This is a genomic window from Bacillus sp. MHSD_36, from assembly GCF_030757775.1.
Classification (GTDB): Bacteria; Bacillota; Bacilli; order Bacillales; family Bacillaceae_G; genus Bacillus_A.
The window spans coordinates 201,050-216,723 of record NZ_JAVBIS010000002.1 but is presented as its reverse complement, the minus strand read 5'-3'; the positions used below and the strand labels follow the sequence as shown (position 1 = coordinate 216,723).

15 protein-coding genes and 1 riboswitch are annotated in these 15,674 nt (G+C 33.8%); of the genes, 7 read left to right on the top strand and 8 right to left on the bottom strand.

The window, feature by feature from the left end:
• Window positions 1-2: 2 nt before the first annotated feature.
• Window positions 3-1,166 carry an aminotransferase A gene (locus Q9B79_RS09105; RefSeq protein WP_306183589.1) on the bottom strand — a complete coding sequence of 388 codons (1,164 nt, stop codon included), beginning with the start codon at window positions 1,164-1,166 and terminating at the stop codon, window positions 3-5.
• Window positions 1,167-1,288: 122 nt separating this feature from the next.
• Entirely contained in the window at window positions 1,289-1,489 is a 201-nt protein-coding gene (locus Q9B79_RS09100; protein ID WP_000929281.1) for a hypothetical protein, read from the bottom strand.
• Window positions 1,490-1,798: 309 nt separating this feature from the next.
• Here Q9B79_RS09100 and kinB point away from each other — a divergent pair, with 309 nt between their 5' ends.
• Complete coding sequence (kinB, locus tag Q9B79_RS09095) at window positions 1,799-3,073, top strand: sporulation sensor histidine kinase KinB (RefSeq protein WP_098521602.1); 1,275 nt, start codon at window positions 1,799-1,801, stop codon at window positions 3,071-3,073.
• Between the two features lie 52 nt (window positions 3,074-3,125).
• On the opposite strand, the gene Q9B79_RS09090 is transcribed toward kinB, so the two are convergent.
• Window positions 3,126-3,875 (bottom strand): DUF3967 domain-containing protein, encoded by a 750-nt coding sequence (locus Q9B79_RS09090; RefSeq protein WP_306183585.1) that lies wholly within the window; start codon window positions 3,873-3,875, stop codon window positions 3,126-3,128.
• A 236-nt stretch (window positions 3,876-4,111) separates the two neighbouring features.
• Here Q9B79_RS09090 and nucA point away from each other — a divergent pair, with 236 nt between their 5' ends.
• A complete protein-coding gene (gene nucA / locus Q9B79_RS09085) occupies window positions 4,112-4,546 on the top strand; it encodes a DNA-entry nuclease (protein WP_000811502.1) in 435 nt (144 codons plus the stop codon).
• A 35-nt stretch (window positions 4,547-4,581) separates the two neighbouring features.
• Complete coding sequence (gene comJ, locus Q9B79_RS09080) at window positions 4,582-4,971, top strand: competence protein ComJ (protein WP_074606329.1); 390 nt, start codon at window positions 4,582-4,584, stop codon at window positions 4,969-4,971.
• Between the two features lie 37 nt (window positions 4,972-5,008).
• Here comJ and metE read toward each other — a convergent pair whose 3' ends face one another.
• The 3 genes from metE to Q9B79_RS09065 form a co-directional block, all read right to left on the bottom strand.
• The gene (gene metE, locus Q9B79_RS09075; protein WP_306183581.1) at window positions 5,009-7,297 is read right to left on the bottom strand and encodes a 5-methyltetrahydropteroyltriglutamate--homocysteine S-methyltransferase; all 2,289 of its coding nucleotides are present in this window, start codon (window positions 7,295-7,297) and stop codon (window positions 5,009-5,011) included.
• 128 nt (window positions 7,298-7,425) lie between these two features.
• A riboswitch (cobalamin riboswitch) is annotated at window positions 7,426-7,613 on the bottom strand.
• Between the two features lie 350 nt (window positions 7,614-7,963).
• On the bottom strand, window positions 7,964-8,521 hold the full coding sequence (locus Q9B79_RS09070; RefSeq protein WP_306183579.1) for a PadR family transcriptional regulator: 558 nt from the start codon (window positions 8,519-8,521) through the stop codon (window positions 7,964-7,966).
• A 91-nt stretch (window positions 8,522-8,612) separates the two neighbouring features.
• Complete coding sequence (locus Q9B79_RS09065; protein ID WP_306183577.1) at window positions 8,613-10,154, bottom strand: MDR family MFS transporter; 1,542 nt, start codon at window positions 10,152-10,154, stop codon at window positions 8,613-8,615.
• A 408-nt stretch (window positions 10,155-10,562) separates the two neighbouring features.
• Between Q9B79_RS09065 and Q9B79_RS09060 the strand changes: the two genes are divergently transcribed.
• Window positions 10,563-11,063 (top strand): hypothetical protein, encoded by a 501-nt coding sequence (locus tag Q9B79_RS09060; RefSeq protein ID WP_306183575.1) that lies wholly within the window; start codon window positions 10,563-10,565, stop codon window positions 11,061-11,063.
• A 32-nt stretch (window positions 11,064-11,095) separates the two neighbouring features.
• On the opposite strand, the gene Q9B79_RS09055 is transcribed toward Q9B79_RS09060, so the two are convergent.
• Window positions 11,096-11,329 carry a phage holin gene (locus Q9B79_RS09055; RefSeq protein ID WP_306183573.1) on the bottom strand — a complete coding sequence of 78 codons (234 nt, stop codon included), beginning with the start codon at window positions 11,327-11,329 and terminating at the stop codon, window positions 11,096-11,098.
• A gap of 164 nt (window positions 11,330-11,493) precedes the next feature.
• Between Q9B79_RS09055 and Q9B79_RS09050 the strand changes: the two genes are divergently transcribed.
• Both Q9B79_RS09050 and Q9B79_RS09045 read left to right on the top strand, forming a co-directional pair.
• The gene (locus tag Q9B79_RS09050) at window positions 11,494-12,141 is read left to right on the top strand and encodes a diguanylate cyclase domain-containing protein (protein WP_306183570.1); all 648 of its coding nucleotides are present in this window, start codon (window positions 11,494-11,496) and stop codon (window positions 12,139-12,141) included.
• 641 nt (window positions 12,142-12,782) lie between these two features.
• Window positions 12,783-13,445, top strand: coding sequence for a YkyA family protein (locus Q9B79_RS09045; protein ID WP_306183568.1), 663 nt, complete (start codon window positions 12,783-12,785; stop codon window positions 13,443-13,445).
• Between the two features lie 30 nt (window positions 13,446-13,475).
• Here Q9B79_RS09045 and Q9B79_RS09040 read toward each other — a convergent pair whose 3' ends face one another.
• On the bottom strand, window positions 13,476-13,934 hold the full coding sequence (locus tag Q9B79_RS09040) for a YkyB family protein (RefSeq protein ID WP_000804864.1): 459 nt from the start codon (window positions 13,932-13,934) through the stop codon (window positions 13,476-13,478).
• Between the two features lie 168 nt (window positions 13,935-14,102).
• Here Q9B79_RS09040 and ppx point away from each other — a divergent pair, with 168 nt between their 5' ends.
• Window positions 14,103-15,650, top strand: a complete 1,548-nt coding sequence (gene ppx, locus Q9B79_RS09035) for an exopolyphosphatase (RefSeq protein ID WP_306183565.1) — start codon at window positions 14,103-14,105, stop codon at window positions 15,648-15,650.
• Window positions 15,651-15,674 lie beyond the last annotated feature (24 nt).

Here is a 15,674-nt window from a genome sequence, read left to right as displayed (position 1 = left end):
GTTTAACTCTTAGCTTTTTGTTGTAGAAAGGCTTCTAAACGGTCACAGCCTTCTTTTAAAGTTTCGATACTATACGCATAGGATAAGCGAAGGTAGCCTTCACCATATTCAGAGAATGCTGTTCCAGGAACGACGGCAAGTCCAGCTTCTTTGACAAGATCAAGTGCAAAATCAAAGGATGAAGTTGTTAAATGGCCAACATAGGGGAATAAGTAAAATGCACCTGTTGGCTTTTCGACTGTTAAGCCCATTTGAATGAGTCTATTATATACGTAATCGCGGCGTTTTTTGTATTGATGACGCATCATTTTTGGTGCATCTTTAGCAGCTGTTAATGCTTCAATTGCAGCGTACTGAGCGATTGAAGTAGCGCATGTTACGTTGTATTGATGGACTTTTAATATATGTCCTGCTAAATAGCTTGGTGCGAATAATAGACCGATACGCCAGCCAGTCATAGAATGAGATTTTGATAAACCGTTAATGACGATAGTCTTTTCACGCATTTCTGGGAAATGAGCGATAGATGTATGCTTTTGTTCATATACAAGTTCACTATAAATTTCATCAGAAAGGACAAAAATGTTTTTATCTTTTAAAACATCTACAATATCTTGTAGTTCTTCTTTTGATAAAGTTACACCAGTTGGATTAGAAGGATACGGCAGTACAACGCATCTTGTTTTTTCTGTAATGGCATTTTCTAGTGCTTCAGCGGTTAAACGGAAGCCGGTTTCACGAACATCGATAAAAATAGGTGTTGCGCCGCATAATCGAATAATCGGCTCGTATCCTGGATAAATAGGGGCAGGTAAAATGACTTCTGTTCCTGGCTCTAAAATCGTTCGAAATGCAACATCAATTGCTTCGCTGGCACCGATTGTAACGATGGTTTCGTTTTCAGGTGAATAATGTAAATCATAGTTATCTTTTACAAAGTTACAAGCTGCCTTGCGTAATTCTAGTAAACCAGCGTTATGTGTATAGCTTGTATAATTTTCTGTAATAGCCCGTTTTGCCGCTTCTTTCACGAGAGAAGGTGTAGGAAAATCAGGTTGTCCAATTGTTAAAGAGATAAGATTATCATAGTTTTGAATCATGTTAGAGAATTGACGGATTCCAGAAATTTGGATGTCCTTCACTCTAGGGTTAATGAATTGTTCCATTGTATCTCCCTTTCTTCCGTTTGAAAATTAAGTTCATTTTAACATATTTTCTATAATTTCGCTTGCGTATATGTTGTGTGGAAAGGGAGGGATAATAGAAAAAAAGCCGCTGTCAGCGACTTTTAATATCCGTACTCCCAATCTATTTCATCTTCATTCCAAAGTACAGAGGATACTTTGCCAAGGTGAACAACTGATTCATTCACAGCACATGTGCAATTTTCATCTCCTGTTTTATGCTGCAACTCTTCATATACTGATTTTTCAACATTCTCTAGAACGACCAAATTTTCTTCTTTTAAAACAAGCGTAGTACCCGCCATATTTATCTTCCTCCTACTAAAATAATGATCACTTATTTGTAAACATAGATAGTATGGATTATATGCTGTATTTTGCTATAGTTGTCCGTCTCATGAAGTATTTTTTATTTTCTTTGTAATCCGTATTCATTGTATACTGCCCGGCAGAAATTTGGTACAGGGTTTACATTCATTTCGAAAATCTGTAACAATTATTATGCGTTGTTAACAAAGAATTAACAAATATGTTAAGAAAAATCAAAATATTACAACAAATACGTCTGTAAAATGATATAATCATATCAAAATACATATAGGGGATGAGAGGCTATGGAGCTTATCCGTGATTTAATGATCCAAATTGCCATCATAATTTTGCCACTATTTTTATATGAAGCGATACGTTTAAATCGTTACCAAGAAATGCCTCCGAAGCCGAACCGCTACTTTATTATGTTTTTATCTAGCATTACACTCGTTCTCTCCATGACATACTCTATTTGTTTTGGCGATGTTTGTGGGTATAACTTTCACCCAATCCCGATTGTTAGTGGTTTTCTATATGGTGGGATTGTTGGTTTAATCCCGGCCGTTATTTTTGTTGCATATGAATGGACGCTAAAGGGAATAAACTTTCTTCCAGTCATAGAAGTAATATTTTTATTGATAGTTCCATTATTTTTATCAAAGAAATGGTCGTTGTTTTCAAGGGAAAAGAAGCTAATTTTGGCATTTATGATTTCATCATTGTACGTACTTGTTTCTTTGGTGATCGGTATGATTAACGTTCTGTTAGAAACAGGGTTCACACCGTATGTTTCCCACCTATATAGCGGATATATATTTGCTTCGCTTATTATGGTTATGACAATGGTATTTCAGGTGTACTTAACAGAATATTTAAATGAAAATGCAATATTGCGTACGGAGATGCAAAAGTCAGAAAAGCTTAATATTGTAAGTGAGTTAGCAGCAAGTGTTGCACATGAGGTTCGAAACCCGCTCACCGTTGTTCGTGGTTTTATTCAATTGCTAGAAAGTACAGAAGATGTGAAGAATAAGGATTATATGCGTCTCGTATTAGCTGAATTGGACCGGGCAGAACAAATTATTTCAGATTATTTGAATTTAGCAAGGCCACAAATTGAGAAGAAAGAACATATTTGCTTATCAGCTCAATTAATAGAAATGACAACTCTTATGTCATCATTTGCAGCGATGCAAGGTGTATATTTACAAGTTGAGATTTCTGAAAGTCTTTATACGATTGGCGATAAGACAAAATTGAAGCAAGCTATTATGAATGTTGTTAAAAATGGTATTGAAGCAATACAAGGAAATAAAGGGTATTTAAAAGTAACAGCTATGCAAAAAGATGAAACGATTGTAATAAGAGTTAAAGATAGTGGCGTTGGAATGACGAAAGAACAATTAGCAAGGCTAGGACAACCGTATTATTCTTTAAAAGAAAAAGGGACAGGATTAGGGCTTATGGTAACATTTAGTATTTTACAAGCACATAATGGTACACTGGAATATAAAAGCGAAAGTGGAAAAGGGACTGAAGCGATTATTATATTGCCAGCTGTAAGAAATAAGGAATAAAAGTTACCGATGAAAGGTAACTTTTTATTTTATATAGGAAAAATATATTATATTATTCATTTGTTTTTTCTTGTTTTGTTCGGCTAAATAAACTTCTAAAAGATTGGAAAAAGCCTTGTTCTTTTGAAGCTGCGACTAATCTTTTTGTTTCTTGAATTTCGCGAATTACTTGCATAAGTTGTGCATCACGATTGCTGTCTTTATTATAAATTTGATTTACGAGTTTATTCATTTTTTCTTCTTGCTTAGATTCTCGTTTATACATATGATTCATTAATAAGTCCATCTTTTCTTTTTGCAAGGCATCTGTTTGAGCGGCATGATCTACTAACTCTTGTAGCATTTTTTCTTGAGAGCCTTCTTTTACATAAACTTGTTGCATCAATTCATCTAGCTTTTCATCTTTTAAACGATTTTGGGTAATAAGGGTAGAATTTTGATGAATAATTGCTTCATTTAATTGAGCCAGCATTTCAAGTTTTAACATGAACTCCTCGAAGTTACGCCCATCTTCTTTTTCTTTCGGTTGTATTTCTTGCTGGTCTTGTATAACTGGTACAGGTGGGGCCTCTTTTTCTTTTAAAATAATGGGTATCGTTTCCGAAATATCTTCTTGCAATGTAGCAGCTCTGTCATGTATAGATTTCAATAGTTTTAAATCATCCAGTTTATAAATACGAGCATCAGCTGTTTTGGAAATCATATAACCATGTTCCTCTAACAGTTGACTATATTTGCGAACTATATGTTTTGGGATGCCTGTTTTATTCGTGACATCTTTCGTTTTATAGGTAGCTTCCATAATATTTCCTCCCCAAAAAGTATCGTATATATCATTTCAATCTTTTATGAGGACTTCCTTTGAAAAAGAATGTCGGAAGGTTATTAGTTTTCTACAGCATTAGCGAAAAGATGAAGAAAAATGAGAGTTTTTGGCGGAATGGCGAAGAAGAGCCAAAATAATGTCTGAAAACATATACAGGAGAAGTTTGTTATAATAACTGAGGAAAAGAAACTGGTAGAATTATGGAGGTATACATGAAGCAATTAAAAGGTATTATCATTTCAATTATTGCAATTCTTTCTATTGTAGTAGCGGTGTATGAAGTACTTGTTCCAGAGGAAACAAGTATCAAAAAAACAAATGCGTATGATCAAGTTCTAGAATTTCCGAAAGAGCGATATCCAGAGACAGGAAAACATATTACGGATGCGATAAAAGAAGGGCATTCAGAAGTTTGTACAATTGACCGTGGTGGCGCTGCGGATAGAAGAAAATTATCATTAGCTCCATATCCATCAAAAAAAGGATATGATCGTGATGAATGGCCAATGGCGATGTGTAAAGAGGGCGGAAAAGGAGCACATATTGAATATATAAGTCCAGCAGATAACCGCGGAGCAGGCTCTTGGGTAGGAAATAAGTTAGATAAATACCCAGATGGTACGCGTGTGAAATTTGACGTGAAGTAGTAGTTGCATATTTCATAATGAAGGAGAAGGGAACTATGGAGTTAACAATTTCGTATTCGCAATTAATGTTGATGAACTATGACGGGGATCAGCCTTACGTTGACTGGACGAATGAAGATTTTGAAAGAGGTTATGCGAAGGCGGATGGAACTGTTATTTTTGAAGCACTTTCTGATTATACTTGTGAAGTAAAAGTGACCTGCGGGAAACATATTGAGAAAGAAGAAGTGATTAGAACCGTTACAGTTCCGTTTACAGTTGAAAATGAATGTATCGTTGTAACAAGTATTCTTTCAAATAAATTTCAAATCCCTATTCCAAATGGTGAGTATACGGTTGTATTACAAGCAACGCCACTTGAAGAACCAACGGATGATGAATTATATAAAATACAATATGAATTCTTTTTTGAAAGTAAAGAATAAAAAATGGGTTATCCTCAACAAGGATAACCCATTTTTGTTATGCGTTTGTTTTTAGAAGGGAACGAGCATCTTTCGCTGCTTGCACCATGTGTTCTAAAGCCGGAATAACTTCTTCTGTTCTTCGTGTTTTTAACCCACAATCAGGATTAATCCAGAAATATTTAGGATCGCATACTTGTAGAGATTGTTCTACGATCTTATACATTTCATCTTTACTCGGTACACGCGGGCTATGAATATCATATACACCTAGACCGATGCCTTTTTCATATGTTGTATGTTTTAATGTATCAATAAATTCACCGTGACTTCTTGATGTTTCGATAGAAATCACATCTGCATCTAATGCGCGAATCGCATCAACAATATCTTCGAAGTTACTGTAACACATATGAGTATGAATTTGTGTTTCATTTGCTACAGAAGAAGTTGCTAAAAGGAATGATTGTACTGCCCATGTAATATAAGCATCCCAATCTTTTTCTTTTAACGGCATTCCTTCGCGAAGTGCTGGTTCATCGACTTGGATCACTCGAATCCCCGAAGATTCAAGTAGTTCAATTTCGTGACGAAGAGCTAATGCAATTTGATACGAAACTTCTTTTCTTGGAATATCGTTTCGAACGAAGGACCAATTTAAAATCGTAACAGGTCCAGTTAACATTCCTTTTACAACTTTCTCTGTTAAGCTTTGGGCATAAACAGTTTCCTTAATAGTCATTCCGTTAATAAAGGCTACATCACCATAAATAACAGGTGGTTTTACGCAGCGGGAACCGTATGATTGTACCCAACCGTTTTTAGTGAATGAGAACCCAGCAAGGCGCTCACCAAAATATTCGACCATGTCAGTTCTTTCAAATTCACCATGCACAAGGACATCAAGACCAATTTCTTCTTGATAACGAATCCATTTTTCTGTCTCTTTTTCAATAAATTGTTCATATTGTTCATTTGAAATAACACCGTTACGCCATTCTTTTCGCGTTTGACGAACTTCAGTTGTTTGCGGGAAGCTACCGATAGTTGTTGTTGGTAACAATGGTAACTTTAGGGCAACTTGTTGCAATTCGTATCGTTTTTCAAATGGAAGAGGACGTGAAAAATCTTCTTCTTTTAGTGCTGTTCGTGCTGCTTTAACATCTTCTCGGTTACGTGCAGCAGATGACCGAATTGTGTGATGTACATTTCGGTATGTTTCTAGCTCCTTACTAATGCTTTCTGTACCTTGAGTCAGAGCGGAATGAATAAGAACTAACTCTTCTAATTTTTGATTTGCAAATGCTAACGCGTCAAATAGCTCAGTCGATAAGTGAGTTTCTTCTGTTTTATCGATTGGTGTATGCAATAAGCTACAAGAAGGCTGAACGATGAAATCTTTCGTTTGGACTTGTTTTTGTAACGTTGTAAATAACGTAAGAACTTCATCAAGGTCAGCTCTCCAAATGTTACGGCCATCTATACAACCGACAGCTAAAGTTTTATCAGCTGGGAATCCATATTTTGAAATAGCGTGTAGGTTACCTTCTTTACCATGAACGAAATCTAATCCAATACCAGATACAGGGAATGTAATGATTTCTTCATAGTTTTGTTCTACACTATCAAAATATGTTTGTAAAAGAAGAGTCGCATTTGGAACTTCTTTACGAATAGCTTCATAAATTTCTTTTGCTTGTTGGATTTCTTCTTTCGTTAAAGAAGCGAAAATCGGTTCATCAACTTGAATGACTTGTGCACCAGCTGCATGTAGTTCTGAAAGCAGTTGTACGTATGGTGCAACTAATTGTTTTAAAATAGTCGCGAATTGTTCTTGTGTGTAACCTTTAGCTAATTTCAAGAAAGTATATGGTCCTAAAATAACAGGCTTTCCATCTACTCCTAATTCTTGTTTTGCCTCTTCATATAAGCGAAGTGGACGATTATCTTTTAAAGAGATTTGTAATCCCTCTTCATATTCAGGAACGATATAGTGATAGTTTGTGTTAAACCATTTTGTCATTTCGGAAGCTACGTGATCTTTAGAGCCACGGGCCATTGCGAAATATACATCAAGGTAAGAGGTAAACTCAGAAAAACGTGATGGGATAAATCCTAGCATATAAGCAGTATCCAAAACGTGATCATAATATGTAAAGTCGCCAATTGGAATGAGTTCAATCCCTTTTTCTTGTTGTACTTTGACGTGTTGAAGGCGAATCTCTTTCATCTTTGTTAAAAATTGTTCTTCATCAATTTTATTAGACCAAAAAGCTTCCAATGTTTTTTTCCACTCTCGTTGTAGTCCAATGCGTGGATAACCTAAATTACTTGTTTGAATTGCCATTTTAAATTCCTCCCTAATTGAAAGTAAGCATTTCCGTTTACTAGGAAATACCTATAACAAAAAGCACAAAGGCATAGAAAATAAGCCTTCCTTTTTGTTTTAACACCTCATCATCATCCGTGAATCTATCAGTGTTGTTAAAACAGGCAGGTCTCCTGACTTATGCTTCATATAATTTCTTTTACCTTCCCGTTTTCACAGTGGCATAGAAAAGAAATCTCAGCATTTACAGTGGCGGGACCGTGTTGGAGTTTCACCAAGCTTCCCTTTTAAACACGAAACGAAATGTTCGTGTACCTATTTTCCTTTTGAAAGGAAGTTAACAAGCGATATGATATTGAAACAAATTCTAACACAATTTTTGGAATTTTGTCTACTGTTTTAAAATAAGAAAATTCTAAAGTTTTTTATTTTTACTATTCAGATTATTATTGTTTTTTAGAGTGAAGAAAAGTAAGGGGAATTGAAAGGAAGTGCGATTAAACTTACAAAGAAGTAGATACTTGTACAAAGATAAGATGCTAGTTATGCAATTTAATAATAAATTCAATTTATATCGAAAATAAAACAAGCATAGCTCCGTCCTAAATTAGAACGGGGCTATGCTTGTTTTAAAATTTAACATGAAATAACTTTATCGTTTTTTACAACCTCTTCTTTATAATTTTACCCTTCATCTATATCAATTTCTGAAAGTCGCCCTGCAACTGCATCTGTAAGGAGGGTGTTTAACCATTGTAATTCAACTGTAATATGTTCAATAACGCTTTGTAAAATGTATAGTTGTGCACGTGGAATTTGTCCTTTGCTACAATCATAAATAGTTTGCATTTTATGTAAATATTGAATGGTATCATTTTTCTTTTTTTCTAAAATGGGAATTAACTCTTGATCATCACCAAAATGAGCGAAAGAGAGTGCCGAATAAATTGGTTTATATATTTGATTTTTTGCCTCGAATTGTTTTAATAGTAACGTGTGAAATAACCGTTTACCTTCGTCTGTTATATGAAAAATTGTTTTATCTGGTCTATTTGTATCTCGAACAATAGTTGTAACACGAATTGCCCCTTGTTTTTCTAATTGCTCAAAGGCATAGTAAAGTGATCCTTTTGCATATTTAATGTAACAGTCCATTTGTCGCTCTTTCATTATGTGCTGCACTTCATATGGATGTTTATCTCCTTCGAGTAGCAAGCCGAGAATGACTAATTTCATGCTCATGCTGTCTCAACTCCTATATATAAAAACTTTATACATATTATAAACGGCATATCCGTTTTCATAAAGGGATATGCCGTTTCTTTTCTATATATTAGCTCACTTGCTTTTGTTTTTGGTGCGTTTTGGGTCCTGTAAAAAGACGCTCATTTCCCATAAGTAAAATACAAATAATACTTAGTACAGCCGGGATTAGTGCCCAGAAGAATGTGCTAGCAATAGATGTAGCAAGAGCCTCTTTAATGCCAGTCAATATTTCAGCTGGTATTTTATCGGTAGCACCTGGTGATAATAAGAAACTTGTGTCTCCACCCTTTGGAGCTAGTTTTGCTAGTTCAGGAGGGAAGAGAGTGTTTAGTTTATCTGTAAAAATGTGATTTTGAATGGTACCGAAAATTGTTACACCAAGTGTCATACCGAGTGAACGGAAGAATGAATTTGTTGATGTAGCAGAACCACGGTCTCTCATTTCTAATTTATGAATCGAAGACATACTTAAAACTGAGAACGAGAAACCAACACCAAGTCCAGCGAGAACCATAAATAGTGTTACGAGTAGGCGAGGTGTGTCCATTGTTAAAGTGCTTAGTAAATAAATACCAAGAACGAAGAAAACTCCAGATACCATCATAATGTTACGATAACTTGTTCGAGAAGCTAACTGTCCACCTGTTTGACTTCCAATTACGGAGCCAACCATCATAGGTGTTAAAATTAATCCAGCATTTGAGGCTGAACCACCGAGAACACCTTGAACGAAGATTGGGATATAAACTGTACAGATAATAAAAGCGGCACCATAGAAAAAGGCAACACCTTGGCTAGCTGCGAATAAAGGTTTTTTAAATAGATGGAAAGAAATGATAGGCTCGGTTGCTTTTCGTTCTACGAAGAAGAAAATAATAAGCATAATAACAACTGTTGTAAATAAACCAATAATTACAGTGGAATTCCATGCGTATTCTTTACCACCAAGTTCTAAGGCGAACATTAAGCAAACGATACTAATAACAAGTGTAATAGCGCCAGCCCAATCAATTTTTTGTTTTCTAAATTCTAGAGACTCACTGTAGTATTTCGTAATGAAGAAGAAGGAGATAAGTCCTAATGGAATATTAATATAGAAGACCCAGTGCCAACTTATATAGTCTGTAATATAAGCACCTAATAAAGGACCGAATACACTAGATGTACCGAAAACAGCACCGAATAGCCCTGTCATTTTCCCACGTTTTTCTGGTGGAAATATATCGTACATAATTGTGAAGGCAATAGGCATAAGAGCACCGCCGCCAATCCCTTGAATTGCTCTATAAATACTTAGTTGCTCAATACTAGATGCTGTTCCGCAAAGTGCAGAACCGAACAAGAAAAGAATAAGGCCACCAATATAAAAGCGTTTCCGTCCGTACATATCAGAAAGTTTTCCGAATATAGGCATCCCTGCCATTGTTGCTACCATATATGCAGACGTGACCCAAACGAACTTGTCAAATCCTCCTAAGTCTCCAACGATAGTTGCCATTGCTGTTGCAACAATTGTATTATCCATTGCCGCCATTAAAATACCAAGTAGTAAACCAGCAACAACAAATTTTGTCTTGTTGGAGTCTTTTTTTGATAATTGAGATTCCAAATATAACCCTCCTTTAAAAATAAGTAAACTATATTAAGTTTTGAGTGCAGCGCATAAAAATATAAAGTATAGTTCTTTCAAATCAATTTACACAAGTGCACAAGCCATAAAGAATATTATAGTCAAATTTGACTAAAAGGCAAACTTTTTCTTCCGTCAAAATATTCTGTTGTATGTGCAGCGAAAGAGTGAGTAATACTTAATATTGGTATAAAGTCAAGGAAGGAAATTGTAAAAAAATATTTCAGCAAGAATACCTTCAGTTAACAGAGGAAAAATGGTTTTTTCTTTATATTGTCGAATAGGATAAAAGGAAGAGTAATAACTATATTTCGTTTGTAACAAGTTGTGTAGAGAGGCAGAATAAAGTCGTATGAATGAGGCATCTGAAATGGGGTGAATATTATTATGAAAATATGGAAACGAATTTCGGATCAAGGAAGGCGTTCAATACCACTACAACCTGTATTATGGATTGATGGATCCAAAAAAGAAAACGAATGTCCGAATGTAGCAGTTACATTACAAATCCGTAGTATGTATAAAGAAAAATTTTCATATGAACTGACCTATGATGTAAACGACATACTTATTATACGAATTGAAGTTGAAAATAAAGGACTGGAAATGATTTCACGAGTTGTAGTAAGTCATATGATTCGAGATTATTTTGCATATATCCCAAATTCACTGAAGGCTGATAAGGGAATGAGTGAATTTTTGTTCCAGCTTGTAAGGTGGCGAATCGATAATTTATTACCAAATGAGAAGGTAGAATTAATTTGTAAAATAAAAGCAAATAAAGATAAAGCACTCAAAAACGCATTGTTTCAGGCTACATATACATTTCAATCTAATGGAATATCATATGGTCCACTGCAAACAAATGAAGTTGTTGTGCGACAATGAAAAAAAGGAACCTATATGAAAGGTTCCTTTTTTTAGTGAAGGTTGTGCTTTTTGAGTACTTTTTTTTGCTCGATTCCTTTTTTACCTACATAATTATTTGTATAACCAAAATATAGAATGAACAGAAAGGAAGCAACATTTACAATAGCGTCTATTTGATCGTTGGTAATAAAGTTCACTCCGAAAGAATTAAACAGTAATTTTAACGATAACAGAAAACCGGCTAGTAAACGTATAATATCTAATAGATTTTCTTTTTGTAGCATATAGATCACCACCTTTCTAAAACGATATATAGTATATATATGAAATGGAATAGAAATGGTAGACAAGCTTAAGCGTAAATGTACACTCAATATGTACATTTTTTATTTTGTAGAAAAACATAATTGTTATAGAAACATATATTGGTATAGAAGGGAGGAGAAGTATGAAACATAAAGGGAAAATTAGTGGACTATTACTTGGGAATACAGTGGCAGTTACAGAATGGATTGCGCTTCAGGATGTAATTACAAAACTGGATTCGCGATCATTTTATACCGTCTTTATTATTTATATATTGCAAATGATACTCAGCTATTATTTTGGACATTGGTATGATAAAAGAGCGAGCGGGCGTACGGATACGGATACGGAAATGGGGGGAATGGCAAGTAATGATTTTGTAGTTGATTTCTTTGAGAAAGTAGCTGCTCTATCAGAACGGGATTCTCATAATATTACAGTGTACATTCTTTCTGTGAAAGAATGGAAAGGACTAAAAGAAACAGTGCAAGAAAAAAAAATGGAGGTGTTAGTACAAAAATTGGAGAATACAATTGTAAAGACAATTCGTAAAGGGGATGTCGTTACTAAGTGGGATGAAAATAAGTATGTAATTGTGGCAATTGATAACGGACATGAAAAGTCGACAATAACAAACCGATTAATGAAAAATATTGAAAGTGAAATAGAAAATGGCTTGTTTAGTATGAATCTAGTATTTGGAGCTGCTAGTTATCCAATAGAAGGAAAAACTTTTGAAGAATTGTTAAGAAAAGCACAGAATCAGTTGTACCAGTATAGGGATTTGTAAGGAAATGAATGAAACTTCGATTTGAAGAAATGTGATATAAAGAAGTTTTGAATGTAACATTTTTTTGACTTTTATTACAAAAAGAACTTTTATTGTAATAAAAGTCTTTAAAAATATATGGAATAAGCATATAATTATGTTGGATGTGTCAATGCATTTTGCACAATGTGTTTCATTTTTAAAGTGTAGAGGAAAGCATACTCTACACTTTTCCTTTTTAGGGAATGAAAAGAATAATTGTAAGTTGTTGCAAGATGACATTTATACTGTGTAAAATGAACAAAGAGATTATTTGATAGAAAGCGGAAAGGGAATGATAGAATGATAGACGTGACAGAACAACGACCATCTTTTATGAGGTGAATTATTACTGTTGTTCTCCAAATTATTATGGCTGTGATGAATTCCGTTGTACTTTTATGTAATACATAGTATAAACAGGTTTTAAAAAGTTTCAATTAAAAGGTAGAAATGAAGCTGCTATTTAGTTTGAAAATGTAATTTTGAGTAATACAATTTGTACAATCATTATAAATAATATGAATGATTTTCGTAAAAAAGGTGCGAGTGTGGAGTTAATAAAAGGATAAATAATTTCATAGCTTTTTACACGATGATCGTATATAAGTAGGAGGAAAAAGATGTTGAAGTATAGTAAATTAGCAATTGTAACTGCATTATCAATGACTTTACTAGCGGGGTGTTTCGGGCCAAAACCAGAAGAGGAATTATATGTTGCATTTGAAAATGCTGCAAAGCAAGAAAAAACAATGTTTGAAGATGCAAAGAAACTTGAAACTTTAGAAAAAGAGGGACAAGAATTATATAACCAGATTGTTCAAGAAGGAAAAGATAATAATCAAACTGTTAAGGAAAAACTGAACCAAGTAGTGAAAAATACAGATGAAAGAGAAAAAGTGCTTAAAAAAGAAAAAGAATCTTTAAATAAGGCACAAGAAGAAGTGAAGTCAGCAGATAAATATGTGAAAAAAATTGAAGATAAGAAATTAAAAGATCAAGCGGATAAAGTGAAAAGCACATATGAGAAACGACATGATTCATTTAACAAGATGTATGATAGCTATAGTAAATCGTTAAAACAAGAAAAAGAATTATATACAATGTTACAAGATAAAGGTACAAAATTAAAAGATATTAGTGAAAAAGTAAAAGTAGTAAATCAGTCGTATAAAGATATTGAATCAGAAAAAGATAAGTTTAATGAATTTACCAAAAACTACAACACAGAAAAAATAGCTTTTTATAAACAAGCAAATATTAAAATTAAAGAAGAGAAAAAATAAAACAGTTTGGCCAATAATGGCCAAACTGTTTTATTTTTTTGTATAAGTACGACTATACCATGGGACAGGTTCACTTAATTTTTTTTCTTGTTTCAGTGCTTCAGGACCAATATAATCTTGAAGCGTCTTTTTTGCTACTGTTAAAGATAAGGTTGTTTTCGGATTTCGATAGGAGGATTCAAGATGACCAAGGTGTGGTAGGATTCGAAAATCTTCTTTGGTAGGAGGAATATGGAAAAAATAATCACCTAAACGTATAAGAACATCAGATTGTTGTTGGCTAAAACGTGGATTTCTAGAAAAATGTAATCCTTCTTTAATAGCTTTTTTCTCGGCAATTAAACGTTCTAGAGCCGTCTTTTTTAACCAGTATAAATACTTCGGATTAGTTGCAGCTTTAGCATGACGATTCACAACGAAAATAGATTGAGCTAGTCGATTAATAGAATGTTGGTTTTGTAATTGAGATTGTGGTTGTGAAGGTTTCATATTGAATCTCCTTTCAATTTTTCATTATTATACCATAAATAAAAGCGATTTTTATTATATGCAAAAAGTGATTGTATATATTTTCAATATTAAAGCAATATTGTTACAAAAAACAACTATTTTGTATAATAGTAATAGAATGTGTTTTAGAAATTTGATAATGAAAGAGTGAGAAGTTTGAAAGAAATATTAAAACAGCAATATGCCATTATAGATATTGGATCTAATACAATGCGTTTAGTTATTTATGAAAAGCAAAACGGAGGTTTTTATAAGGAAATTGAAAATACGAAAGTGGTTGCTCGGTTAAGGAACTACTTAGTCGATGGTATGTTGATTGAAGAAGGAATAGAGGTATTGTTACAGACATTATTTCAATTTCAAGAAAGTACACGATTCCACAAGTTGCATCATGTACTTTGTGTTGCAACAGCAACAATTAGGCAGGCTGAGAATCAAGAGGAAATTCAAAAACTTGTTGAAGGACAAACAGACTTTACTCTTAGAGTGTTATCAGAATATGAAGAAGCACGTTATGGCTATTTAGCAGTTATGAATTCAACTTCGTTCTCTGAAGGAATTACAGTAGATATTGGAGGAGGAAGTACGGAAGTTACATACTTTCGAAATAGAGAGATTTTAGAGTATCATAGCTTTCCTTTTGGAGCACTTTCTTTAAAGCAACAATTTATTAAAGAGAATATACCTACTGAAGAAGAGTTGGAAAAGATTCAAACGTACTTAGAATATCAATTTCGAACATTACCATGGTTAATTGACAAAAAATTGCCTCTTATTGCAATTGGTGGTAGTGCGAGGAACTTAGTGAAAATTCATCAAAATTTAATTTGTTATCCTATAGCAGGGGTACATCTATACAAGATGAAAGAAGAAGATATTAAAAATGTGAAAGAAGAATTGGAAGCATTGTCTTTCATAGAGCTTCAAAAATTGGAAGGGTTGGCAAAAGATCGAGCAGATACAATTATTCCAGCAGTCGAAGTATTTCATAAGCTTGTTAACGTTATAGAGGCACCGGCATTTGTATTAAGTAGAAAAGGATTAAGAGAAGGTGTTTTCTACGAAGAGTTGACAAAAGATTTGGGGATTTCATATTATCCGAACGTAGTCGAAGAAAGTTTGCATTTATTATCACATGAATACGAAATGGACATGGAATTTGTTATTCAACTTATTAAACATGGGAGGTTGATTTGTCAACAGCTTGAAGGAGCAGGTCTTATTTCTATGTCAGAAAAAGACTGGGAAGTATTCCAGCAAGCAGCGAAAGTATTTAATATAGGAAAATATATAGATGATGAAGCGAGCCGCTTACATACGTTTTATTTATTAGCGAATAAAACAATTGATGGTATGATGCATAAAGATCGAGTTAGATTAGCGCTTATTGCGTCTTATAAATCAAAAATGTTATTCAAACAACATTTGTCCCTGTTTGAAGGATGGTTTGATAAAAACGAACAAAAAAAAATTCGCTTACTAGGGGCTGTTTTACAATTTTCAGCAGCTCTAAATATAAGAAAAAGATCGCTTGTTGAATCGATATCTATAACAGAAAGTAAAGAAGGATTAACATTTAAAATTGTGTGTGAGCAATCGGCATTAGCGGAAAAAGTGCAAGCTGAAAAGCAAAAAAAGCAGCTGGAAAGAGTATTGAAAACGACTATTAACTTATCTTTCGAATCAAAACATTAAGTTGTACGGACGTATTTACAAAAA

Excerpts from the sequence above, each read along its gene's own strand:
- nucA (WP_000811502.1), top strand. The coding sequence starts at position 4,112 with ATGAAGCAATTAAAAGGTATTATCATTTCAATTATTGCAATTCTTTCT.
- metE (WP_306183581.1), bottom strand. The coding sequence starts at position 7,297 with ATGGCAATTCAAACAAGTAATTTAGGTTATCCACGCATTGGACTACAA.
- Q9B79_RS09070 (WP_306183579.1), bottom strand. The coding sequence starts at position 8,521 with ATGAGCATGAAATTAGTCATTCTCGGCTTGCTACTCGAAGGAGATAAA.
- Q9B79_RS09060 (WP_306183575.1), top strand. The coding sequence starts at position 10,563 with ATGAAAATATGGAAACGAATTTCGGATCAAGGAAGGCGTTCAATACCA.
- Q9B79_RS09045 (WP_306183568.1), top strand. The coding sequence starts at position 12,783 with ATGTTGAAGTATAGTAAATTAGCAATTGTAACTGCATTATCAATGACT.
- Q9B79_RS09105 (WP_306183589.1), bottom strand. The coding sequence starts at position 1,166 with ATGGAACAATTCATTAACCCTAGAGTGAAGGACATCCAAATTTCTGGA.
- kinB (WP_098521602.1), top strand. The coding sequence starts at position 1,799 with ATGGAGCTTATCCGTGATTTAATGATCCAAATTGCCATCATAATTTTG.
- comJ (WP_074606329.1), top strand. The coding sequence starts at position 4,582 with ATGGAGTTAACAATTTCGTATTCGCAATTAATGTTGATGAACTATGAC.
- Q9B79_RS09090 (WP_306183585.1), bottom strand. The coding sequence starts at position 3,875 with ATGGAAGCTACCTATAAAACGAAAGATGTCACGAATAAAACAGGCATC.
- Q9B79_RS09055 (WP_306183573.1), bottom strand. The coding sequence starts at position 11,329 with ATGCTACAAAAAGAAAATCTATTAGATATTATACGTTTACTAGCCGGT.
- Q9B79_RS09100 (WP_000929281.1), bottom strand. The coding sequence starts at position 1,489 with ATGGCGGGTACTACGCTTGTTTTAAAAGAAGAAAATTTGGTCGTTCTA.
- Q9B79_RS09040 (WP_000804864.1), bottom strand. The coding sequence starts at position 13,934 with ATGAAACCTTCACAACCACAATCTCAATTACAAAACCAACATTCTATT.
- Q9B79_RS09050 (WP_306183570.1), top strand. The coding sequence starts at position 11,494 with ATGAAACATAAAGGGAAAATTAGTGGACTATTACTTGGGAATACAGTG.